Annotated in this window: 22 protein-coding genes; 12 read left to right on the forward strand and 10 right to left on the reverse strand. The window is 69.5% G+C overall.

Features of this window, described 5'->3' with window-relative positions; translation table 11 throughout:
• Positions 1-42 precede the first annotated feature (42 nt).
• The gene (locus HNR22_RS03640) at positions 43-585 is read left to right on the forward strand and encodes a GNAT family N-acetyltransferase (protein WP_179779068.1); all 543 of its coding nucleotides are present in this window, start codon (positions 43-45) and stop codon (positions 583-585) included.
• A 3-nt stretch (positions 586-588) separates the two neighbouring features.
• Here HNR22_RS03640 and HNR22_RS03645 read toward each other — a convergent pair whose 3' ends face one another.
• From HNR22_RS03645 to HNR22_RS03670, 6 genes are all read right to left on the reverse strand, one after another.
• Positions 589-1164 carry a maleylpyruvate isomerase N-terminal domain-containing protein gene (locus tag HNR22_RS03645; protein WP_179779069.1) on the reverse strand — a complete coding sequence of 192 codons (576 nt, stop codon included), beginning with the start codon at positions 1162-1164 and terminating at the stop codon, positions 589-591.
• A gap of 39 nt (positions 1165-1203) precedes the next feature.
• Positions 1204-3003 carry a serine hydrolase domain-containing protein gene (locus HNR22_RS03650; protein ID WP_179779070.1) on the reverse strand — a complete coding sequence of 600 codons (1800 nt, stop codon included), beginning with the start codon at positions 3001-3003 and terminating at the stop codon, positions 1204-1206.
• A gap of 11 nt (positions 3004-3014) precedes the next feature.
• Positions 3015-4304, reverse strand: coding sequence for an exo-beta-N-acetylmuramidase NamZ family protein (locus HNR22_RS03655; protein WP_179779071.1), 1290 nt, complete (start codon positions 4302-4304; stop codon positions 3015-3017).
• Positions 4305-4313: 9 nt separating this feature from the next.
• Positions 4314-6131 (reverse strand): glycoside hydrolase family 3 protein, encoded by a 1818-nt coding sequence (locus tag HNR22_RS03660; RefSeq protein WP_179779072.1) that lies wholly within the window; start codon positions 6129-6131, stop codon positions 4314-4316.
• A gap of 93 nt (positions 6132-6224) precedes the next feature.
• Positions 6225-6701: a hypothetical protein gene (locus HNR22_RS03665; protein WP_179779073.1), complete on the reverse strand. Its 477-nt coding sequence runs from the start codon at positions 6699-6701 to the stop codon at positions 6225-6227.
• Positions 6702-6762: 61 nt separating this feature from the next.
• Positions 6763-7215, reverse strand: a complete 453-nt coding sequence (locus HNR22_RS03670; RefSeq protein WP_179779074.1) for an STAS domain-containing protein — start codon at positions 7213-7215, stop codon at positions 6763-6765.
• 307 nt (positions 7216-7522) lie between these two features.
• Here HNR22_RS03670 and HNR22_RS03675 point away from each other — a divergent pair, with 307 nt between their 5' ends.
• Positions 7523-8248, forward strand: coding sequence for a GAF and ANTAR domain-containing protein (locus HNR22_RS03675; protein ID WP_343059665.1), 726 nt, complete (start codon positions 7523-7525; stop codon positions 8246-8248).
• Positions 8249-8300: 52 nt separating this feature from the next.
• Positions 8301-9032, forward strand: a complete 732-nt coding sequence (locus tag HNR22_RS03680) for a GAF and ANTAR domain-containing protein (RefSeq protein WP_179779076.1) — start codon at positions 8301-8303, stop codon at positions 9030-9032.
• A gap of 110 nt (positions 9033-9142) precedes the next feature.
• On the opposite strand, the gene HNR22_RS03685 is transcribed toward HNR22_RS03680, so the two are convergent.
• Positions 9143-10006, reverse strand: coding sequence for an NAD(P)H-binding protein (locus HNR22_RS03685; RefSeq protein WP_179779077.1), 864 nt, complete (start codon positions 10004-10006; stop codon positions 9143-9145).
• Between the two features lie 86 nt (positions 10007-10092).
• On the opposite strand from HNR22_RS03685, the gene HNR22_RS03690 reads away from it, so the two are divergent.
• The 5 genes from HNR22_RS03690 (at position 10093) to rox (ending at position 13658) form a co-directional block, all read left to right on the forward strand.
• Positions 10093-10815, forward strand: coding sequence for a TetR/AcrR family transcriptional regulator (locus tag HNR22_RS03690; RefSeq protein ID WP_179779078.1), 723 nt, complete (start codon positions 10093-10095; stop codon positions 10813-10815).
• 124 nt (positions 10816-10939) lie between these two features.
• Entirely contained in the window at positions 10940-11266 is a 327-nt protein-coding gene (locus HNR22_RS03695; protein WP_179779079.1) for a PadR family transcriptional regulator, read from the forward strand.
• Entirely contained in the window at positions 11263-11619 is a 357-nt protein-coding gene (locus HNR22_RS03700) for a DUF1048 domain-containing protein (protein ID WP_179779080.1), read from the forward strand. The genes HNR22_RS03695 and HNR22_RS03700 overlap by 4 nt, the downstream gene beginning before the upstream one ends.
• 1 nt (position 11620) lies before the next feature.
• Positions 11621-11950 (forward strand): DUF1048 domain-containing protein, encoded by a 330-nt coding sequence (locus HNR22_RS03705; RefSeq protein WP_179779081.1) that lies wholly within the window; start codon positions 11621-11623, stop codon positions 11948-11950.
• A 283-nt stretch (positions 11951-12233) separates the two neighbouring features.
• Positions 12234-13658, forward strand: a complete 1425-nt coding sequence (gene rox, locus HNR22_RS03710; RefSeq protein WP_343060029.1) for a rifampin monooxygenase — start codon at positions 12234-12236, stop codon at positions 13656-13658.
• A 72-nt stretch (positions 13659-13730) separates the two neighbouring features.
• Here the strand turns inward: rox and HNR22_RS03715 are convergent, their stop codons facing one another.
• Both HNR22_RS03715 and HNR22_RS03720 read right to left on the reverse strand, forming a co-directional pair.
• The gene (locus tag HNR22_RS03715) at positions 13731-14258 is read right to left on the reverse strand and encodes a pyridoxamine 5'-phosphate oxidase family protein (protein WP_179779083.1); all 528 of its coding nucleotides are present in this window, start codon (positions 14256-14258) and stop codon (positions 13731-13733) included.
• On the reverse strand, positions 14255-14923 hold the full coding sequence (locus HNR22_RS03720) for a DUF899 domain-containing protein (RefSeq protein ID WP_179779084.1): 669 nt from the start codon (positions 14921-14923) through the stop codon (positions 14255-14257). The genes HNR22_RS03715 and HNR22_RS03720 overlap by 4 nt, the downstream gene beginning before the upstream one ends.
• A gap of 130 nt (positions 14924-15053) precedes the next feature.
• Between HNR22_RS03720 and HNR22_RS03725 the strand changes: the two genes are divergently transcribed.
• Positions 15054-15515, forward strand: a complete 462-nt coding sequence (locus tag HNR22_RS03725) for a winged helix-turn-helix transcriptional regulator (protein WP_179779085.1) — start codon at positions 15054-15056, stop codon at positions 15513-15515.
• Between the two features lie 62 nt (positions 15516-15577).
• Here HNR22_RS03725 and HNR22_RS03730 read toward each other — a convergent pair whose 3' ends face one another.
• Positions 15578-16366, reverse strand: coding sequence for a nucleotidyltransferase family protein (locus HNR22_RS03730; RefSeq protein ID WP_179783383.1), 789 nt, complete (start codon positions 16364-16366; stop codon positions 15578-15580).
• A gap of 94 nt (positions 16367-16460) precedes the next feature.
• On the opposite strand from HNR22_RS03730, the gene HNR22_RS03735 reads away from it, so the two are divergent.
• From HNR22_RS03735 to HNR22_RS03745, 3 genes are all read left to right on the forward strand, one after another.
• Positions 16461-18362, forward strand: coding sequence for a S9 family peptidase (locus HNR22_RS03735; protein ID WP_179779086.1), 1902 nt, complete (start codon positions 16461-16463; stop codon positions 18360-18362).
• A 230-nt stretch (positions 18363-18592) separates the two neighbouring features.
• Positions 18593-19444 carry an SDR family NAD(P)-dependent oxidoreductase gene (locus tag HNR22_RS03740; protein WP_218906165.1) on the forward strand — a complete coding sequence of 284 codons (852 nt, stop codon included), beginning with the start codon at positions 18593-18595 and terminating at the stop codon, positions 19442-19444.
• Between the two features lie 33 nt (positions 19445-19477).
• Positions 19478-20107 (forward strand): TetR/AcrR family transcriptional regulator, encoded by a 630-nt coding sequence (locus HNR22_RS03745; RefSeq protein WP_179779087.1) that lies wholly within the window; start codon positions 19478-19480, stop codon positions 20105-20107.
• The last annotated feature ends 180 nt before the right edge of the window (positions 20108-20287 follow it).

A 20287-nucleotide genomic window follows, 5' to 3' on the forward strand; every position in this document is an offset into this window, starting at 1 on the left:
TAGGGGCACCCCGATCAGGACTCGCGGCGGCACACTGTGCGGATGCTGATCGAGCTACGGGCGCCGGCCGTCTCCCCGGCGCGGGACCTCACCCTGCGACAGTGGTGCGCCGACGACCTGGACGCCCTCGTGGACGCGTACCGGGATCCGGTGTTGCGCCGGTGGACCCGCCTGCCCGTGACCAACGCCGCCGAGGCGCGGCAGTGGCTGGACCGGGTGCGACGGGACTGGAACGACGGCAGCCGCTACAGCTTCGCCGTCCTCCGGGACGACCCGGACGGCCCACGGCTGGTGGCGAACGTGGTGCTCAAGAACGCCACGCCGGACGGCCCGACAGCCGAGGTGGGGTACTGGACAGCGGCCTGGGCCCGCGGTCGCGGAATCGCCCCCCGGGCGGTCGTCGCGCTGAGCGGGTGGGCGTTCGACCGGTTTCCCGGCCTGACCCGCCTCGACCTGCTGCACCAGGTGGACAACCTGGCGTCCTGCCGGGTGGCGCAGAAGAGCGGCTACGTCTTTCAGGAGATGCTGCCGGCCCGGCCACCCTTTCCGCTGGACGGTCACCGGCACTCGCTGACCGCCGGCTGACGGTCAGTCCACCGCCGCCCGCCAAACCCACGAGGTGCGCCGTGCCCGGCCGGGCAGGTCACCGCGACCGGTCATCCACAGCAGCACCTCGGGCGCGGCGCCGTCCGGGGCGTCCGGGAAGAGCCGCCGCAGCACCACTGTGCTCAACCGCCGCGGTGGTTGCCACGGCACGCCGAGACCGAGGGTGATGTCGTGGGTGTGCAGCAGGGTCTCGGCCACCCCCATCGCGGCGAAGCCGGCCGGGTCGCAGGGACCCCAATGCCAGGCCCGCGCGTCCGTCGGGGCAGCGTCGACGGCGGTGGCGAGCAGCCCGGCGCAGGCACGCACCACGGTGAGGGTCTGCGCCGGGCCCGCGTCGGGCGAGACCCGCAGGTCGTACGGCAGGTAGCTGTCCTTCGGGCTGGCGGAGACCTGGCCGGCGTATGCGAGCAGGTCGTGCGCGACGTGCGCGGCGGTGGTCCAGCAGCTCCACGTCAGCGTGCCGGCGGGCACGGACCAGTCACGCTCGTGGTGCGGGTGCAGCACCCGCGTCATCTCGTCGGCTGCCTCGAGCAGGTTGGTACCGGTCGCTGCTGACATCCGTCGACCCTGGCAGGGACGCTGCGACAGTGCAACGTCTCAGCTCCGGGCCGGTGACCACCCGTCGGCGACGAACCGGGGGGCGTCGGCACCCTCGCCGGAGAAGAGGATGCCGTGCCGGTCCGCTGCCACGACCCGGTCGACGTAGACGCCACGCCCCTGCCCGGAGCCGTCGGTGCTGCTGCTGAACCGCAGGTGGGTGGCCTGGTCGGGCAGCACCACCGAGACCTGCCACCACACCCGACCCCCGTAGCCGGTGACCGTTCCGTCGGCGCTCCACCGGCGGGCGGCGTCGCGGAGCTGCATCGTCGCCAGCGCCCAGGTCTGACCACCGTCGGTGGAAACCTCGAATCGCGCGCTGTCGAAGCGGGGCTCGGTGTCGTACCAGAGCAGGAAGCTCGCCGCCCCGCCACGGCCGGGCCGGCGCAGCGGCGCCGTGAGCGTGCTCGTCGCGGAGTCCCGTGGGTCGGCCCGCCAGGAGCTGGCCGAGCGCGGGCGTACCGGCAACGCCTCCGCGAGGTCACGCGCGACGGCCCGTCGGGCGACATTGTTGCTGCCCCAGCCCCGGTCCGGGTGCACCCGGTTGCTGAGCATCACGACGAACGAGTGGGAGAGCGGGTCGATGACGATCGACGTTCCGGTGAAGCCAGTGTGCCCGAAGGCCACCGGCGAGGAGAGCCCCATCATGTACCAGTGCTTGTTCAGCTCGAAACCGAGCCCGCGGTCGCTCTCCGGGTAGGCCGACTCCAGCGGCGCGTTGTAGTTGACCAGCATCGCGCGCACCGTTTGCGCGCGCAGGATCCGCCGGCCGCGGTATTCGCCGCCGTTGAGCAGCGACTGGCAGAGCACGGCCAGGTCCGCGGCCGTGGAGAAGACCCCGGCGTGCCCGGCCACCCCGCCGAGCGACCACGCGTTCTCGTCGTGCACCTCACCCCACACCATGCCGCGTCCCGCGTACGGCTGGTATTCGGTCGCGGCGATCCGCGACCGCCGCTGCGGGCCGGGGTTGTAGCCGGTGTCGGTCATGCCCAGCGGCCCGGTCACGCCGTCGCGGACCAGGTCGGCCAGCGGCCGACCGGCGACCCGCTCCAGCAGGACGCCCAGCGCGATCAGCCCCAGGTCGGAGTAGACGTACTGGCCACCGGGCGTCGCCCCGGTGGTGAGCGGCGTGGCGAGCGCGGCGGCGAACCGCTCGGCCGGTGTCGGGTACCTGCTCCACAGTGGTGCGAACGCGGGCAGACCCGATGTGTGGGTGAGCAGCATCCGCACGGTCACCGTCGCCTTGCCGCCGGCGGCGAACTCCGGCACGTACCGGGCGACCGGCACGTCCAGCTCCACCCGTCCCCGCTCCACCTGTTGCATGGCGACGATCGTGGTGAACAGTTTCGACACCGACGCCAGGTCGAAGATGGTGTCGCGCCGGGTCGGGATCTGCTGGTCGGCGGGGAGTTCCACACCGACCAGGCCGGGGGGTGGCCCAACCTCGGAGTACTTCACCGCGCTGCCCACGGCGGCGTGTTGGACGATCACACCGTCCTTGGCGGCCAGGACCACCGCGCCGGCGTACGCCGGGTAGCCGGGGTGGTCCGGGGTCGGCTGCAGGTACGCCGCCAGGTCGGCGGGCATGCGATCCACCTGGTCGGGGAGCAGTCCGACCTGGCGGGCGCTGCCCCGGCGCAACGTGTCGTGGCGGAACTGGAGGTCGGCGGGGGTGACGGTCGGCGGACCGGACGAAGGTGTCGCGGCGGCCGCCCCGGTGGCGGGCAGCGCCGTGCCCAGGGTCACCAGAGCCAGGCCGAGCGCGAGTGAGCGGAGCGGACGACGAGTCGACCTGGTCATGACCGCGCTCCTCAGTAGAGCAGGTAGGGCCGGCGTTGCCGGTTGAAGGTGGCCAACTCCTCGGCCCAGGCGCCGACGACGTCGTCCACGTCAGCTCCGGCGTCGATCTGGGTCCGCAGTCGCGGCGACCCGGTGAGCTTGTCGATCCAGTACGGGCGCACGGCGTCCCACGAGTCACGTCGCCAGGCGAACGCCGGGTACTTGTGGGCCTCCACGAGCATGGCCACGCCGGTGCGGATCGGGTCGTACACCGCCGGGTCGACGACCTTGACCTCGACGCCGGCGCAGAGCTTGTTGAGCAGGTCCGGCTTCTGCCCCGCCGAGGTCGGCGAGAAGTACGCCTCGCGGAACTCGACCCCGGGCAGGTTCCGGGCGTTGAGCCGGTCACCCCAGTGGTGGTCGAAGTCCGTCGCCAGCCCGCCGATCAGTTCGAACGGACGAGTCGTGCCGCGCCCCTCGGTGATCGAGGCGACACCCTCGAACAGGCCGGTTCCCGGGTAGACCAGAGCGGTGTCCGGGGTGGGCATGTTCGGGCTGGGCATCACCCACGGCACGCCGGTGTCGGCGGCGAGGGCGTCGCGCTTCCAGTGCCGGCAGCGGACCACGTGCAGGTCGACCGGTCGCCCCGCCTCGGCCGGCAGGAACGTGGCGTTGAAGAACCGGGCCAGCTCCCCGACGGTCATCCCGTGCTGCTGGATGATCTCCTTCAGGCCGACTCCCGAGGTGTACGCGCTGGTCATCAACGGCCCGTAGGCCCGCCCGCCGATCGGGTTGGGCCGGTCCAGCACGACGTAGCGTTTGCCGACCCGGGCCGCGGCGACCATCGAGGTGTACATCGTCCAGATGTAGGTGTAGAAGCGGACTCCGACGTCCTGGATGTCGAAGACCACCGTGTCCACCCCGGCCTCGGTGAACATGGCCTCCCACCGAGCCTGCGAGGCGCCGTACGCGTCGTACACCGGGATGCCGGTGCGTGCGTCGACGCCGGTTCCCTCGCTGCCACCGGCCTGGGCGGAGCCGCGGAAGCCGTGCTCGGGGCCGAACGCCGCGACCAGTCGCACCCGACCGGAGCCGTGCATCAGGTCGACGAGGTGCCGGTAGGACGCGTCGACACCGGTCGGGTTGGAGACGACGCCCACACGCTGACCGGCGAGTTCGGCGAACCCGGACGACACCAGTTCGTCGAGGCCGGTGCGGACCCGACGAACACGGGAGCCGGCCGACGCCGGTCCTGCGCCGAGCGTCCCCGCCCCCAGCGCGCCCGCGCCGACCGCGCCGATGAGGAGATTCCTCCGCTGCATGCTTGCCTCCTACCAGCTCAGGCCGTGGCCGTAGGGGTAGAGCACGGAGCCCGCCCCCTCGGCCGTGGGGATCGTGACGGGCAGCCGTCCGCTCGGGGACAACTCGCCGTGCAGCGCGCGGACGAGGGCGTCCATCGCCGCGCGGGTGTACGAGTACGTCGCCAGGTAGGTGGTGACACCCGGCAGGTAAGCGATGTCGTACGGGTCGCGGACGGCCACGACGACAACGGGTTTCCCGGTGCCGAGCAACGCCGCGACGAGGCGCTGCTGGGTGGCTCGCGGGTCGGTGACGGCGGTGTCCCACGCCTTGTTCACGAGCACGACGGTGAGGTCGTGCTCGGCGGCCTGGCTCGCCGTGGCGGCGATCGTCGCGTCGGAGGGCAGGGTCGCCGGTCGGGCGGTGGCACGGGCACCCCGCGCGGTGAATCCGGCGGCGACCGTCGCGACCGGGGCGAAGGCGGCGCTGTCCCAGCCCGTGATCAGGACCGACCGGTCGGCGTGGGGCAGGGGCAGCACTCCGGCGTCGTTGCGGACGGCGGTGAGCGTGGGGTCGGTGACCCGGGTGACGGCGGCGAGGTGCTCCGGAGCGCCGACGGTCCGCACGGCCTTCTCCACGTCGACCAGCGGGGAGCGGGCCAGTCCCTGGCGATACTTCACGCCGAGGATGCGTCGGACCGACTCGTCGATCCGACGCTCGGTGAGCTCGCCGGTGGCGACGGCCCGCAGCACCGCGTCCCGCGCCAGCGCGAGATTCGGCGGCATCAGGAGCTGGTCGGCGCCGGCCTTGAGCGCCAGGACGGGCACCCGCTCGTCGCCGTACTTCGCCCGCACGCCAGCCATGTTGAGCGCGTCGGTGACGATGACGCCCCGGAAACCGAGCTCACCGCGCAGCACACCGGTGAGGATCGTCGGCGACAAGGTCGCGGGGTCGCCGGACGGGTCGAGCGCCGGGACCACGATGTGCGCGGTCATGATCGTGTCGACCCCGGCGCGGATGGCACGCCTGAACGGCGGCGCGTCGATCCGGTCCCACTCGGCGCGGCTGTGGTTGATCACCGGGAGACCGGTGTGGCTGTCGGTGGCCGTGTCGCCGTGCCCCGGGAAGTGCTTCGCCGCGGCGGTCACCCCGGCCTGGTCCTGGAAACCGGTGACCTGGGCGGCGGTGAGGTCGGCCACGAGGGTGGGGTCGGCGCCGAAGGACCGCACGCCGATCACCGGGTTGCCCGGGTTGACGTTGACGTCGGCGATCGGCGCGTACGGCTGGCGGATGCCGACGGCGCGCAGCTCGCGTCCGGTGACCTCCGCCGCCGTCTGGGCGGCCTGGGCCGACCGCCCCGCGCCCAGCGCCATCGACCCGGGGAACTGGGCGGCGGGGGAGGGCATTCGCACCACCGCGCCCTGCTCCTGGTCGGTGGAGATGAGCAGCGGCACCCTGCCCTTCGCCCCGTCGCCGCGGGCGGCACGCTGGAGTCCGTTGGAGAGGGTCGCGATCTGCCGGGGACTGTCCAGGTTGTGCGACCAGGAGAAGTAGCAGACGCCGCCCAGGTGGTACCGCTCGATCACCTCGGCCGGGGTCTCCACACCGAAGGCGGCGAGGTTCGCGGCCCGGTCTGTGGCGCTGGGGTCCACGGCGTCACCGCCGTAGACGTAGGTGGCGAAGAGTTGGCCGACCTTCTGCTCCAGGCTCATGTGTCGCAGCGTGGACGTCACCCAGCCGTGCTCGGCATTCGGCGGGCGCGCCGGCGTGGCGGCCTGGGCAGGGAGGGAAGCGAGGGTGGCCACCAGTGTGGCCGCCCAGGCGGTCGCGGTAACGAGTCGGGTCTGCATAGACGCCTCTCAGTCCGGGTGGCTGAAACTTAGCTACACACCAGCCGCCCGTCAAGAAGACAACCTACAGATCGCCGGCGGACCCGCCGACCGTTACCGCCGGGCGTCGGTCGGGTCGTCCGCGGCGAACTCGCGGATTGCGGCGCGGATGGCCTCGCCGTACGGGTCGTCGGACAGGTGCGCCAGGTGTTCGCCGGCCCGGGCCAGGTGCTCCCGGGCCTGGGCGGGGTTGCCCAGGCGCCGGTGGCAGTCGGCCAGGTTCAGGTACAGCGACGGCAGGAACGCCCGGACCTGGAGCGAGGGCAGGTAACGCTGGGCGCGCTCGTCGGTCAGGTCGGACACGGCGGCCAGGGCGCGCTCGTCCCACGCCAGCTCCGCCTCGGTGGTGTCCTGGAGATCGGCGAGGTAGTGGGCGAGGGTGCAGCGGTGGAAGGCGTCGCCGGTGGGGCCGATCTCGTCCCACAGCGCGGTGAGGGCGTCACGGGCGAGAGCCTTCTGCCCTGATCTGCCGAGCTGCACCGCCGCACCGATGCGGGTCATGGTCTGGTCGAGTGTCGGCTGGTTGTCCATGTCGCCGATGGTCGGGCCTCGACCCGGTCGAGGGTCAACTCACCGTGGAGGGGCCTGGTCATCACGCGACCCGCTGATCGCCACACCGATCCGCCGGCCGGGGGCAGTGCGCTGCTACGTCCTCCTCGGACTCCAGCTGTCGTACGCCCTTGTTCGGCTCCGAAGGACCAGACGTTGGCAGACTGTCGCGCAGTGTCGCGATCTGGCCCATCCCGGTGAGATCGAACAACCGCCGGATTTTGGCTGTAGGCCGACAGACGACCAGCGCGGGGCGGTTCGGAAGACTGAGGTGCACCCGGGCCAGGAAATTGGGCAAGGTGGAGCAGGCGAAGCTGACACCAACCAGGTCAACCACGACCTCGGTCGGCGCGACGGTGGACAGGTGGTCGACCACGTCCGTCAGCGCCGAGTTGGCGGCCAGGTCGATCTCGCCCGCGAGGCGCACCAGAGCGGTTGGTGCATCTGGGGCGGCTAGCACGGTGATGGAGAAGTGCTCGCCGAATACCTGCGCCATAGCCCACCTCAGCATGATGTGCCTTATGCCGGGGTCCAGGGCAACGGCCCACAACGGACCGCTCCTGGATGCTACCGCCTAGCAACCCACTACGCGACAGGTCAGCGAAGCGTGGCGGTCCACTTCATCCTGCGACGCAGTCGATCCGCAGCTAGGATGAGCCAACCGGCTCTACGAGTCATGCTGCCCCAGTCCTCGGCGGCGCCTCACTTGGAAGGTGCCGCCGTGTTGCATCCGAATCCCGTGAACTCCGGTACGCCGCTGGACTGTCAGCTCGCCGATGCTGGTCGTGCCGTCGGTCCGAGCCGTGGATGACCGCACCGCAGTCATCAGGGACCTCATCCTCCGGCAGCCCGACGGACCCGGCGGAGACGATGGCCTGCTCCGCCGGGTCTGTGGCGCCGCCGCGCAGGAGTTAGCAGCGTTCGGGGCTGGGATCAGTGTGATGACCGAGGGCGGAGTCCGTGGCGCAGCGGCCGCGTCCGACTCGGTCAGCGAGCGTATCGAGGAGTTGCAGTTCATGATCGGTGAAGGGCCCTGCATCGACGCCTTCGCCAGCCGTCGACCGGTGTTGATCCCTGACCTGGGTAATCTCGTGGACAGCGCAGACGGTCGTTGGCCGTTCTACGCACCTGCCGCCCATGCGAACGGTCTACGCGCGGTGTTCGCGTTCCCGCTGCAGATCGGCGCTGCCCGCCTGGGTGTCCTCGACGTGTTCCGTGACCGTGTCGGCCCGCTGACCGGTGCGGAGCTTGCCGATGCGCTCACCTTCGCCGACGTCACCGTGACCGCCCTACTCGACCAGCAGGCACAAAGGACCAACGGCGGCATCGCCGAACTCGTCGATGACGGGGCCGATTACCGTGCGGAATTGTTCCAAGCCCAGGGCATGGTCATGGTGCAGCTTGGGATTACCCTCGGTGAGGCGATGGCGCGAATCCGGGCCTATGCGTACGCGGAGGATCGTCGCCTCTGCGATGTGACCCGAGACGTCGTCGCGCGCCGGCTGCGGTTCGACCGCGACGAGCGGTAACCGAGATTCCGATGACCGCACGTATGAGGGCCGGACGAGCCGGGAGGCAAGCATGACCATCGTTTCCGCCGAACGGATGGCGACGATCTTTGTCGAGGTGGCCGACACTCTGGTGGACGACTTTGACCTGATCGATTTCCTCCACATGCTGACCGACCGGGCGGCCGACCTGGTCGACGCGGCCGCAGTGGGGCTCCTCCTGGCCGATCAGCATGGTCGGCTCGAGTTCATGGCAGGCTCCAACGAGAACGTCAAGCTGGTGGAGCTGTTCCAGCTACAGAATCACGAGGGCCCTTGCCTGGAAGCCTTCCGGACTGCCGTGCCCGTCATCAACGTCAACCTGAGCGAAGCAGGGGAGCGATGGCCCCTGTTCGCGCCACGTGCCACCGCCGCCGGGTTTCAGTCGGTGCACGCGTTCCCGCTGCGACTGCGCAGCCAGGTGATCGGAGCGTTGAACGTCTTCGGCGGCATCAAGGGTGGCACCTTCGAGGGCACCGACGTGCCGGTGATGCAGGCCTTGGCGGATGTTGCGGCGATCGGCCTGTTGCAGGAGCGCGCCATCCGACGAGGCGAACTCCTGACCGAGCAATTGCACGGCGCTCTGACCAGCCGCATCGTTATCGAACAGGCCAAGGGAGCAGTCGCGCAAGCCGCCGGTATCGACGTTGACGAGGCGTTCGCCGTCATCCGCGGTTATGCCCGCCGGCACAACCGCAAACTGACCGACGTTGCCCACGCCTCCGTCACCGACCCGGCCATGCTGGCTCGTATTCTCTACGACTGAAGGCCGCCTTCGTATGGTGGGCCAACGGCTCACTTCAGTAGGGCGATCGCTGTCTCCTGGGTCGGCGATCGACAGTCAGCGGGCGCAGGCCTGGTGCTCGTCAGCACGCCTCACCGTTGGGAGACGATGGCCTCGAGCACCGAACGGACGGACGTCGGACGACGACCGATGAGGGTTTCCAGCGTCGGGTCGGTGACGGCGAACTCTCCCCGTCGGGCTGCGCGGTACATGCCGAGGGTGAAGTCGGCGGCTGCCGCGGGCATGCCGTGCGCGACGGCGTCGGCCTTCCACTCCTCGTCGCCGACGACCACTCGGGTGATGTCGCGGCCCGTGATCCCGGTGAGGATGCCGGCCACCGCCTCGAGGTCGAGCGCCTCCGCCGCGGTCAGCGCGGGCGTGATGCCATCGAGCAGGCCCTCCTCTGCCGTTGCGATGGCTGCGGCCTCGGCCAGGTCGGAATGCGCGGTCCAGGACACCGGCCCGTCCGCCGGCGCCACGAGGTGCCCGGTCTCCAGCGCCGCACCGATGGAGTAGCTGAGCGTGCTCGCGTAGAACCCGTTGCGCAGTGCGGTGAAGGGAACTCCCAGGCCGGCCAGGTGTTCCTCGGCCGCGGCGTGCGTGGGCTGGGGGGCGAACAGCGAGTCCCTGGAGGCGGCCTGGTGGCTGGTGTAAAGGATTCGCTTGGCTCCTGCGGCCCGGGCGGCGTCGACGGCGGCGCGGTTCGCGGTGAGCGCACCGGCACCGCGGATGGCGGCGGACACGATGAGGACCTTCTCGGCACCCTCGAAGGCGTGTTCCAGCGTGGCTGGGTCGGTGAAGTCTCCAGCACGGACCCGGACACCGCGCTCGGCGAGGTCCGCGGCCTTGTCGACGTCGCGCACGCTCACGCCCACGGCCTGGGGTGGCAGCCGGTCGAGGAGCAGGTCGACGATCTGGGACCCGAGCTGACCAGTGGCACCGGTGACGACCAACATGATGAACGCTCCCTTGTTATCGGCGATACGTCCATGACGTTAACACCGATATTCCGCAGATAACAAGGCGCTGTTAGCATCGGTTCATGGTGACGACGCAGGACACGGCATCTCGCGACGACGTCCGTTCCGGCATCGTCGCGGCAGCCATCCAACTGCTGCGCGCGAAGGGCGCGAACGCGGTGACGACGCGCGCGGTGGCCCAGGCCGCAGGAGTGCAGGCCCCGACCATCTACCGCCTGTTCGGCGACAAGGACGGCCTCATCGACGCCGTCGCCGAACATGTCATGGCCACCTACGTCAGCGGCAAGTCGGTCGCGGCGGACGTCGCGGCGGGTGACCCGGTCGCAGACCTGCGCGCCGGATGGCGTACGCACGTGGAGTTCGGCCTGGCGAACCCCGAGCTGTACGCGCTGATCGCGACGCGGGGGAGCGCCGCACCCTCGCCGGCGACGGTCGCGGGCCTCGACGTGCTGCATCGCCGCGTTCGGCGACTCGCCGCTGCCGGCCTCCTCCGGGTTGACGAGCAGCGCGCGCTCTTGATGATCCACTCTGCGGGCAACGGAACCATCCTGACCCTGTTGGGAGCGCCCCCGGAGCAGCGCGACCCCGGTCTGAGCGAGGCCATGCTCGACGCTGTGCTCAACAGCATCCTGGCGACAACTCCGGCGGCACCCGACACGGCCACGAGCGCGGTCGCGGTGACATTCGCGACGGTGCTGCCCGACCTCCCAGGGATCACCGAGGCCGAGCGCGCGCTGATGGCCGAGTGGCTGCACCGATCGCTGACTCGCCTGCAGGACCGCTGACGGCGACGAGTACGAGCGCGACGTTCGCCGTGCTCGTACTCGGCACTACCGGGTATCACTACTCGGTGATACCGTATAGCGGTACCCGGTAGTACGAGGTACCAGGTGGCAGGCGAGGAGCGCGATGGACGACCTGACGGAGATGCTGAAAGGCACGCTCGAAGGCTGCGTTCTCGAAATCATCGGCGGTGAGGAAACCTACGGGTACGCCATCACGCGCCGGCTCAACGAGCTGGGCTTCGCCGACGTGGTCGAGGGAACGGTCTACACCATCCTGCTGCGACTGGAGAGGAACGGCCTCGTCGAGGTGACGAAAAGGCCGTCCGAGGTGGGCCCTCCGCGCAAGTTCTACGCGCTCAACGACGCAGGGCGTCGGGAACTCGCGACGTTCTGGGCGAAGTGGCAGTACGTCTCAACTCGCATCGACAGGCTCAAGGAGGGCGGGAGATGAGCTTCTGGGAAACCATCACCGGCAGCGACCTCACCCGGGAATGGCAGGCGTTCGAAGCCCGGGCGGAGGCACTGCCGGTCGACCACCAGGCGGCGTGGCAGCAGATCAAGAGCTGCCTGCACCCCTACGCGGGCTTCACCGGCCGCAATCTGACGCCGATTCTCGACGCGGCCCTGGGGCTGCTCGAAGAGGCAGCGGCGGACGGGCAGAGCGCCCACGCGGTGCTAGGCGACGACATCCCCGGCTTCTGTGCGGCGCTGGCCGGCGGTGAGGGAGCCCGCACCTACCGCGATCGGTGGCGCGAGCAGCTGAACAGGAACGTGGCAAGAAAACTGGGCCGGCTGGGAGGCTGACGTGGGCATTCAGGACATCATCGAGGGCAAGAAGCAGTGGCGGGCGCACGTGGCACGGGTCGAGGCGCTCCCGCCGGACTACCAGATCGTCTACAAGGAAATGCAGAGATACCTGTTCAAGGTCGGGCCGGTCGACCTGCCGGACGGCCCTCTGCTCCCCGGGATCGTCGACTTCTTCGAGGAGGGTGTCGCCGCCGGCAAGGGGGTCACGCAACTCATCGGCACCGACGTCGCCGCCTTCTGCGACGACCTGATCAAGGACTCACGCACCTACGCCGACATCTACCAGGAGTCCATCAGCGCAAGCCCCGGCGCGGACAAGCGACCGTAGGCCCGTGACCATGGCCGAAAAGAGCTGGCGGGATGATGGTCGGGCTTGTAGCTTGCAGGTGACGTGACCGGCCCGAGGAGGTGAGACCCATGAACGATGCAGCGATCTGGGTGCTCCCCCTTCCCGTCACGGCCGGGCGATTGACGTAGGTGTCGCCGGGAGCGCCCCGCCAACAAGGCCCTCCCGAAAGGCAACACCCATGCGCCCTCAACAATTCACCGCCGAGCCCTCGTCGCAGACCAGGGTCGAGTCGCCGTCCACCGGCGCGGATCGCCCGCCCCTCATCTTCGACGTGATCATTGCCGGGTGCGGGCCGACCGGTGCGATGCTGGCGGCCGAACTGCGGCTGCACGGCGTGCGGGTCCTCGTGGTGGAGAAGGAGACCGAGCCCGCGTCGTTCGTCCGCATCGTCGGTCTGCATGTCCGCAGCCTCGAACTGCTGGCCATGCGCGGCCTGCTGGAGCGCGTCCTCCCGCACGGCAGGCAGCGGCCGGCCGCCGGCTTCTTCGCGGCCATCGCCAAACCCGCGCCGAAGGACCTGGATTCCTCGTACGCCTATCTGCTGGGTATCCCGCAGCCGGTCATCGTCGGCCTGCTCGAAGAGCACGCGATCGAACTGGGCGCGCAGGTTCGGCATGGTTGCGCGGTCGTCGGCATCGAGCAGGACGACCACTGTGTGACCGTCGAGCTGGCCGACGGGGAGCAGCTGCGCTCACGCTATCTCGTCGGCTGTGACGGCGGGCGCAGCACGGTGCGCAAACTGCTCGGCGTCGGCTTTCCCGGGGAGCCCGCACGGACCGAGACGCTGATGGGCGAGATGGAGGTGGGCGCGCCGCAGGAGGAGATCGCCGCCACGGTGAACGCGATCCGCGAAAACCATCACCCCTTCTGGCTCCGGCCCGCAGGAAACGGGGTCTACAGCGTCGTGGTGCCCGCCGCGGGAGTCAGCGACCGTGCGGTGACGCCCACCCTCGAGAATTTCAAACAACAGTTGCGCACCATCGCCGGAACCGATTTCGGTGTGCACTCCCCACGCTGGTTGTCCCGCTTCGGAGACGCCACCCGGCTGGCCGACCGATACCGGGTCGGCCGCGTCCTCCTGGCCGGCGATGCCGCCCACATCCATCCGCCCATCGGGGGACAGGGCCTCAACCTGGGCGTTCAGGACGCCTTCAACCTCGGCTGGAAACTGGCCGCGCACATCCGGGGCTGGGCGCCGGAGACCCTCCTGGACACGTACCAGGCCGAACGTCACCCGGTCGCCGAGGACGTGCTGGACAACACCCGAGCCCAGATGGAACTGCTGTCCCCCGAACCGGGCCCGCAGGCCGTACGCAGGCTGCTCACCGAACTGATGGACGTCGACGAGGTGAACCGCCACCTGATCGAGAAGATCACCGCGATCGGCATCCGGTACGACTTCGGCGCAGGCCCCGACCTGCTCGGTCGCCGCCTGCGCGACGTCGCCGTGAAACAGGGCAACCTCTACGGTCTGTTGCATCGAGGCCGGGGCCTGCTGCTGGACCGCACCGAACGCCTGACCGTCGGCGGCTGGACAGACCGGGTGGATCACCTGGCGGATCCCACCGCTGAGCTGGACGTCCCCTGTGTCCTGCTGCGCCCCGACGGGCACGTCGCCTGGGTCGGTGACGATCAGCAGAGCCTGGATGAGCACCTCTCCCGCTGGTTCGGCGAGCCCGTTCACTGATCCCAGGCCGGTGGCTCCGACGTCGAGGAGTGTGGCGCAGACGTACCAGCGGCGGACGGGCTGGGCGTGACGTCAGGTGCGGTTGAACCGCCACCGGGTTGCGGTCAGCCCGTCCGTTCCGTAGCCGAAAGCCCGGACCGGGGAGATCTGGTGGAAGGCGTACTCGGGTGATCCGGGCAGACTCTCGTCGTGGACCCGGCCGTCCCTGATGTCGAACGTCCAGCCGTACTTTGTCGCGAAGGCGGCGGCCACCCGACGCAGTGCGGTGCCGCCGGACACCCGGTGAGCTTCACCGCTCACGACCAGGTCGAGGTCTTCGCCGCTCACGGTGATGACAGCGCGAGGGTTGCCGGCCAGGTTTCGACTCTTGCGGGAGTGTGGGCGGCTCGCAATGCACGGCGCGCCGTCGGCCAGCACCACCATCACCGGCGCGGCGTGTGGTCGACCATCGGGTCCCACAGTGGACAGCCAGCACTTGTGCGCCGACCGCAGACAGGCCAGTGCCTGGCTCCACGGCTTGAGTGTCGCCGCGTCGGTGTCGAAGGGCGTCGCATCCTCCTGCTGGAACAGGAGTTCAGCGACCGGCGTGTCGGCCGTCATGACCGATCCTTGGTCGTGTCGTACTCGTCGTGCAGCCGCCACCACTGGTAGGGCTGGGTTTGCGGGCAGCCTTCCGGGGAGTCCTCCCAGGTCTCCTGTCGGCCGTACGGCGTCAGGTCGAGGAAGGTCCAGTTGCTGCCGAGCCGTTCCACGCCGCGGGCGGTGGTGGTGTAGGTGCGGAAGATGCGGTCGTCGGCGCGGAGGAAGACGTTCAGCGCGAATCCGTCACCGGTTCCCATGTCGGCGTTGAAGGTGTTGTTCAGCGACGAGTACCAGGGCAGGTCCCAACCCATTCGCCGGCGCACCGCCAGCAGGTCGTCCAGTGGGCCATGAGACGTCAACGCGAGGGTGACGTCGCGGGCGTTGAGGTGGGCCGGGTGTCCGACGTTGTCGGTGAACATCGAGCAGCCGGAGCAGACAGCGTCGATGCCGTTCCACATGAAGGTGTACACGATGAGCTGGCGGCGGCCCTGGAACAAGTCGCTCAGACTGGCAGGCCCGGACGGGCCCTCGAACACGTAGTCCTGCTCGACCGGCGTCATCGGTAGCCGGCGCCGCGCCGCGGCCACTGCGTCGAGCTGACGGGTGAGTGCCTTTTCGCGTACGCGCAGGGCGCCTACCGCGTCCTGCCAGTCCCCGGTCGGCACGATCGGCGGATGGCTCATGCGGGCCTCTTTTCGGCTTCCACACGCGTGTGGAGGGGGACAGGGCCAGTCCGTTCCTTAAGGGGATGGACTGACGTGACGCTAACAGAGTCAGTTCCTTGAAGGAACCACCTTTGCGTATCGTGGTGTCATGCAACGAACGCAGTTCGGCGCCATGGCGTGCTCGATCGCTCGCACCCTCGACGTCATCGGTGAGCCGTGGTCTCCGCTGATCCTGCGGGACGTCTACGCCGGCACGCACCGCTTCGAGCAACTCCAACGGGGCCTCGGCATGTCCCGCAAGGTGCTCGCGGAACGGCTGAGCTGGCTGGTCGAACAGGGCGTCCTGACCCGGCGTGAGTATTCAGTCCGGCCGCTCCGCCACGAATACCTGCTCACCGACAAGGGCACGGAGCTCTGTGATCTGCTGCTTGTGATGGTGCGGTGGGGTGACCGGTGGACGGCGGGCGAGGCCGGCCCGCCCGTGCTGTACCGCCACCACGCCTGCTCCAAGATCAGCCATGTGGAGCTGCGGTGCTCGGAGTGCGAACAGCCCATGCGGGCTACGGACATCGACCTGTTGCCCGGGCCTGGAGCCCAACCAGGATCCTGACCGCTTGGGGTCGCAGTGACTGGCGGTGCCGTCGATCGCGCGAGACGCGCGGCGTCCGAGCCTCAGTGTTGCTGCGGCAACTGGGCGTGTGGCGTGCTGCCCTGTGGCCGTCGGTTGATCGCGGCGAGTTCGGTGAGAATCGGATGTAGGCGCTCGGCCAGAGTCCGGTCCGTTCGAGTGAGTTCCGAGGTCAGGGCCGTTGCGGCAGCCGAGAGCGCACGGCGTAACTCGCTCTCGTCAGTGGAGCGGACCAGGGTCGTTTCGAGCGGGCCGGTGATGTCGGCGGGCAGCAGGTGGGCGCCTTTGGCGTAGCTGGTGGGGTGGCCCAGGCGCTGGCAGGCGAGCGCGATCGTCTGGGTGCGCATGGCGCTGATCCAGTGTTCCGCCTGCCAGTATCTGCCCCGTTCGATGCTGATCCGCGCGTGTAGTGCGTGGTGCCATGCCAGGCCAGCCGTGTCGTCGCGACCGCTCATCGCGGCGGCCTGGGGTGGTGTGGCTCGCCCGAAGATGAGTCGCCAGCTCGGGCCTCGCGGCCCGAAATCGACTTCCGGGCTGAACGAGAGGTCGACTTCCAGGCAGTGAGGTAGCAGGAACACCCGGTAGATCGCAGACCCGGACGTCAGATCCCAGTGGTGGACCGCCGCGAAGTCCTGGTACATCTGTTGCGTCCATCGACGCATGGCGGCGTCGAGGGGGGCCCTGACCCCGAAGGCCAGATCGATGTCCGACCAGCGATCCTCATCGTCCGTGGCGTGCGAGCCGGTGATCGCGGCGGCGACGACAGCGGGGTCCTGATCCGCCAGATTCAGCAGCCGCCGCCGGATCAGGTCGCGTTCCTCCACTGAGAACATCATTCCTCGCCACTTCCGATGAGAACCCGCCAGCGCATCGATCCCGCGCCGGATCGATCGCATCTTGTTCTGTGGATGCTGGCAGACTGATCGCATGACAGGTCTGACCGCCGAGGTCGTGGTCGACGGTTGTGCCCCGCAGACCCCGGCGCTGGCCCCGAACGGGCGCCTGCTCTGCTACGTCCTCGCTCCCATCAGCCGGACGGGTGACCACCTCGACACCGAACTCTGGCTCGCCGACACCGATGACGCCGTCGCGCCGCGCCGGGCGACCGCCGACACCGCTACCGAGTCCCGGCCGCGCTGGTCGGCCGACTCCGAGACGCTGTTCTTCCTGTCCGACCGCGCCGACCGCGGTACGCCGCAGCTGCACAGGCTCACTCCCGCCGACGGCACGGTGACCACGGTGACCAGCTGGCGAGCCGGCGTCATCGACCACCTGCCGCTCAGCGACACCCACCTGGTCGCTCTGCTCGCGGAGGACGAACCCACCGAGCAGGACGAGCGCCGCGCCCGGGACCGAGACGACGCCATCGTCGTCGGCGAGCGCGAACCGCGTGCCCGGTTGCGGATGCTCGACCTGCGCACCGGCCGGGTCACCACCCCGGGTGTGTTCGGGGACCGGCACGTCGTGGAACTGTGCCAACGTCCCGACGGCGGCCCACTGGCCGTGCTCACCTGGGCCAGCGCCGACAACGACCACGGCCCGCGCACCGGCCACCTGCACCTGTTCGACCCCACGACCGGGAGTGCGGAGAACCTTGGGCCGGTCGCGGCCGACGCACGATCTCTGGCCTGGTGGCCGGGCGAGGACGGTTGGCACCTCGGTTACGTCGCGCTCACCCCACCGGTGCTGCAGGCCGGCACCGCCGTGTTCGACCTTGCCGTGGACAGCCGCGTCCTGCGCAACCGGACAGCTGGTCTCTCGATGTGCCCCACCAAGCTCTGCCAGACCAACGCCGCCCCGCTGGTGGTGTTCGCCGACGGCCTGAACACCACACTGGCCCGGCTCGACCCCGTCGACCTCACCACCCTGTCGCATCACCCCGGACGCCTCGACAACGTCACCACCACTCCTACCGGCACAGATATCGCCGCGGTCACCGGCGCCCGCTATCAACCCCCGAACCTTCACATCGGTCCGTCGACCGGGCCGCTGCGAAGAATCACCAACACCCGCCCGAGCCTGGACGGCATCACACTCGGCACGCAACAACCGCTGGCCTACCGCGCCGCCGACGGCCTCGACCTGGACGGCTTGCTCGTGCTGCCGGTCGGAAGGACCGCGTCGGAAGGCCCGTTCCCGCTGGTCACGATCGTGCACGGAGGCCCCTACGATCGCTACGCCGATCGGTGCCAGTTGTTCTGGTTCCCCAGCGCGCAGTGGCTGGCCGCCGCCGGCTACGCGGTGTTCCTACCCAACCCGCGCGGCGGCCAGGGTCATGGCCACCAGTTCGCCGCCAGCGTCGCCGGTCGGGTCGGACAGCAGGAGTGGACCGACATCCTGACCGGCATCGACCTGCTCATCGCTCAGGGCATCGCCGACCCCGACCGGCTGGGCATCGCTGGTTGGAGTCACGGCGGCTTCATGTCCGCCTGGGCCGTCGGCCAGACCGACCGCTTCCGCGCCGCGCTGGTCGGTGCCGGCGTCGTCGACTGGGGCATGCTCGCCGCGACCGGGGAGAACGGCCAGTTCGAAGCCGCGCTCGGGGGCAGCACCGGCTGGTCCGGCATCGGCCCACACCCCCATGACGCGGTCAGCCCGATCTCCTTCGCCAGCCACATCCGCACTCCGGTGCTCATCCTGCACGGCGCCGAGGACACCAACGTTCCCCTCGGGCAGGCCGTGTACCTCCACCGGGCGCTGCGCCACTTCGACGTCGAGCACGAGTTCGTGATCTACCCGAGAGAGGGCCACTCGATCCGGGAACGCAACCACCAGCTCGACGTCCTGCGGCGGACCCGCGCCTGGTTCGATCGCTGGCTCCGGCCCTGACCGGGGCGTGGGCCAGATGTCGTTGCGGCCCTCGGCGCCGGCGGCGTCCTCGTCTGCGAAGCACACGCTCCGTCCTTCTGGGTACTGGCCGACGCCGAAGGCAACGAGGCCTGCATCACCAGATGGCAAGGGCGCGACTGACTGACGCTCCGGGACTTCGCGCACTTGGTCTTTAAGACGACCTGTCGTAATCTTTGCGACAGGTCGTCGGAAAATCGGAGGGTGGCGTGGTGGAGCGCGAACAGCGACTGGTGGTAGTGACCGGGGCTTCCACGGGGATGGGGGCCGCAGCGGCGCGCGAGCTGGCGCGGCAGGGTTTCTACGTGCTGGCGGGAGTGCGGCGGCAGCGCGACGCCGACGCGATCTGGGCGGACGGGGTGGAGCCGGTGATCCTGGACATCACCGACGCTGGGCATGTCGTGAGGCTCGCCGCGCGGGTGGCGGAAGATCCCCGCATGCTGCACGCGCTTGTCAACAACGCGGGGATCCAGGTGAACGGGCCTGTCGAGGCGTTGCCGATGGAGCAATGGCGGCACGTGTTCGAGGTCAATCTGTTCGGTCACGTCGCGGTCACCCAGGCGCTGCTGCCGGCGTTGCTGAGCAACCGAGGGCGGGTGCTCAACATCAGTTCCATCGGCGGGAAAGCGGCGATGCCGACCTATGGCGCCTACGCGGGGGCGAAGTTCGCTCTGGAGGCGGTCAGTGATGCGCTGCGCCGCGAAGTGCAGGCGATGGGCGTACAGGTGATCGTGCTCGAGCCCGGCGGAGTGCGCACCGAGATGGCCACCCGCGGGGTGGCCACAGCCAACCGGCTCGCCGCCGGCATGACACCGGACCAGCAGAAGCGCTACGGCCGGCTGGTCGAGGCCAACAACGCGCTGATGACCTCGGGGACGTCATCGGGATTGACCGCCGACGCCGCCGCGAAGATGATCGCGAAGGCGGTGACGGCGCGCCGGCCACGTACCCGCTACGCGATCGGCTGGGACGCCGCAGTGATCACCCGTCTGACCCGGATCCTGTCCGACCGCATGCTCGACCGGATCGTCGCCGCCAATCTGCGCCGCCACTACCCTGCCTGACCAGCGCGACAGCCCGGGGGAGAGGATCATCGGATGCCGCGAATCCGGGGGTCGAACATCGAAGAGCATCACGCGATGGTGTGGGCTGACCTCGCCCGTGCCTTGCGGGAGCTGCTGCTCGAACAGGACTACGACTCGATCAACATGGGGCACATCGCCGTGCGGGCAGGCCTGGCGCGCAACACGCTCTACAACTACGCGCGCGACAAGGGGACATTGGTCCTGGCCTTGACCGAACGGGCCAGCCGGCCGGCGGTGGAGCGGGTGGCGGCGATCGCCGGACGCGCCGAGACGCCAGCGGTACAGCGGATGCAGGAGATCATCTTGGCGTTCCTGGAGGAGTCGACGGATCAGACGTTGCAGATGATGTTCCGGCCCGGAGCGGGCGCGCTGGTCGCGGCGATGCCGAAGGGTCCGGGCAATCCATTCAACGCGATCGTGTCCGAGGTTGAGAACGTGGTCCGGGACGGAGTGACCTCCGGGGAGTTCCGAGATGTAGGAGACGTACAGCTCACGGTGGAGTTGTTGTCCGGAGTGATGCGCGCGGGAGCGGAACGGATCGGCCGTGATCCGGCAGCCTTCGAGGCGACCGTACGCGCGACCCAGGCGATCATCCTCGCGTCGCTGAACCGCCAACATGACGCACGGCCCCGGCAAGAGTGACGCCAAGGCCCCAAGGGCATCTCATGCTGCGGCGCGCGCCCGCCTGACGATGCGCGACATCTGATCGGATCGCGCTCGCACGTCGTTTGAGAACTCGCCAACCTCTCGCGTCATTTATCGGTTTGCCGGTAATGATAATCCGATAAATGATCCCCGCGTAAGGGGCATAGTGGACACACA

Origin of the sequence: Micromonospora jinlongensis (genome assembly GCF_013410645.1) — a bacterium.
GTDB classification, from domain to species: domain Bacteria; phylum Actinomycetota; class Actinomycetes; order Mycobacteriales; family Micromonosporaceae; genus Micromonospora; species Micromonospora zamorensis.

What these genes read in the sequence shown, in the direction of transcription:
- HNR22_RS03640 (WP_179779068.1), top strand. Translation starts at nt 43, where the DNA reads ATGCTGATCGAGCTACGGGCGCCGGCCGTCTCCCCGGCGCGGGACCTC.
- HNR22_RS03645 (WP_179779069.1), bottom strand. Translation starts at nt 1,164, where the DNA reads ATGTCAGCAGCGACCGGTACCAACCTGCTCGAGGCAGCCGACGAGATG.
- HNR22_RS03650 (WP_179779070.1), bottom strand. Translation starts at nt 3,003, where the DNA reads ATGACCAGGTCGACTCGTCGTCCGCTCCGCTCACTCGCGCTCGGCCTG.
- HNR22_RS03655 (WP_179779071.1), bottom strand. Translation starts at nt 4,304, where the DNA reads ATGCAGCGGAGGAATCTCCTCATCGGCGCGGTCGGCGCGGGCGCGCTG.
- HNR22_RS03660 (WP_179779072.1), bottom strand. Translation starts at nt 6,131, where the DNA reads ATGCAGACCCGACTCGTTACCGCGACCGCCTGGGCGGCCACACTGGTG.
- HNR22_RS03665 (WP_179779073.1), bottom strand. Translation starts at nt 6,701, where the DNA reads ATGGACAACCAGCCGACACTCGACCAGACCATGACCCGCATCGGTGCG.
- HNR22_RS03670 (WP_179779074.1), bottom strand. Translation starts at nt 7,215, where the DNA reads ATGGCGCAGGTATTCGGCGAGCACTTCTCCATCACCGTGCTAGCCGCC.
- HNR22_RS03680 (WP_179779076.1), top strand. Translation starts at nt 8,301, where the DNA reads ATGACCATCGTTTCCGCCGAACGGATGGCGACGATCTTTGTCGAGGTG.
- HNR22_RS03685 (WP_179779077.1), bottom strand. Translation starts at nt 10,006, where the DNA reads ATGTTGGTCGTCACCGGTGCCACTGGTCAGCTCGGGTCCCAGATCGTC.
- HNR22_RS03690 (WP_179779078.1), top strand. Translation starts at nt 10,093, where the DNA reads ATGGTGACGACGCAGGACACGGCATCTCGCGACGACGTCCGTTCCGGC.
- HNR22_RS03695 (WP_179779079.1), top strand. Translation starts at nt 10,940, where the DNA reads ATGGACGACCTGACGGAGATGCTGAAAGGCACGCTCGAAGGCTGCGTT.
- HNR22_RS03700 (WP_179779080.1), top strand. Translation starts at nt 11,263, where the DNA reads ATGAGCTTCTGGGAAACCATCACCGGCAGCGACCTCACCCGGGAATGG.
- HNR22_RS03715 (WP_179779083.1), bottom strand. Translation starts at nt 14,258, where the DNA reads ATGACGGCCGACACGCCGGTCGCTGAACTCCTGTTCCAGCAGGAGGAT.
- HNR22_RS03720 (WP_179779084.1), bottom strand. Translation starts at nt 14,923, where the DNA reads ATGAGCCATCCGCCGATCGTGCCGACCGGGGACTGGCAGGACGCGGTA.
- HNR22_RS03725 (WP_179779085.1), top strand. Translation starts at nt 15,054, where the DNA reads ATGCAACGAACGCAGTTCGGCGCCATGGCGTGCTCGATCGCTCGCACC.
- HNR22_RS03730 (WP_179783383.1), bottom strand. Translation starts at nt 16,366, where the DNA reads ATGTTCTCAGTGGAGGAACGCGACCTGATCCGGCGGCGGCTGCTGAAT.
- HNR22_RS03735 (WP_179779086.1), top strand. Translation starts at nt 16,461, where the DNA reads ATGACAGGTCTGACCGCCGAGGTCGTGGTCGACGGTTGTGCCCCGCAG.
- HNR22_RS03745 (WP_179779087.1), top strand. Translation starts at nt 19,478, where the DNA reads ATGCCGCGAATCCGGGGGTCGAACATCGAAGAGCATCACGCGATGGTG.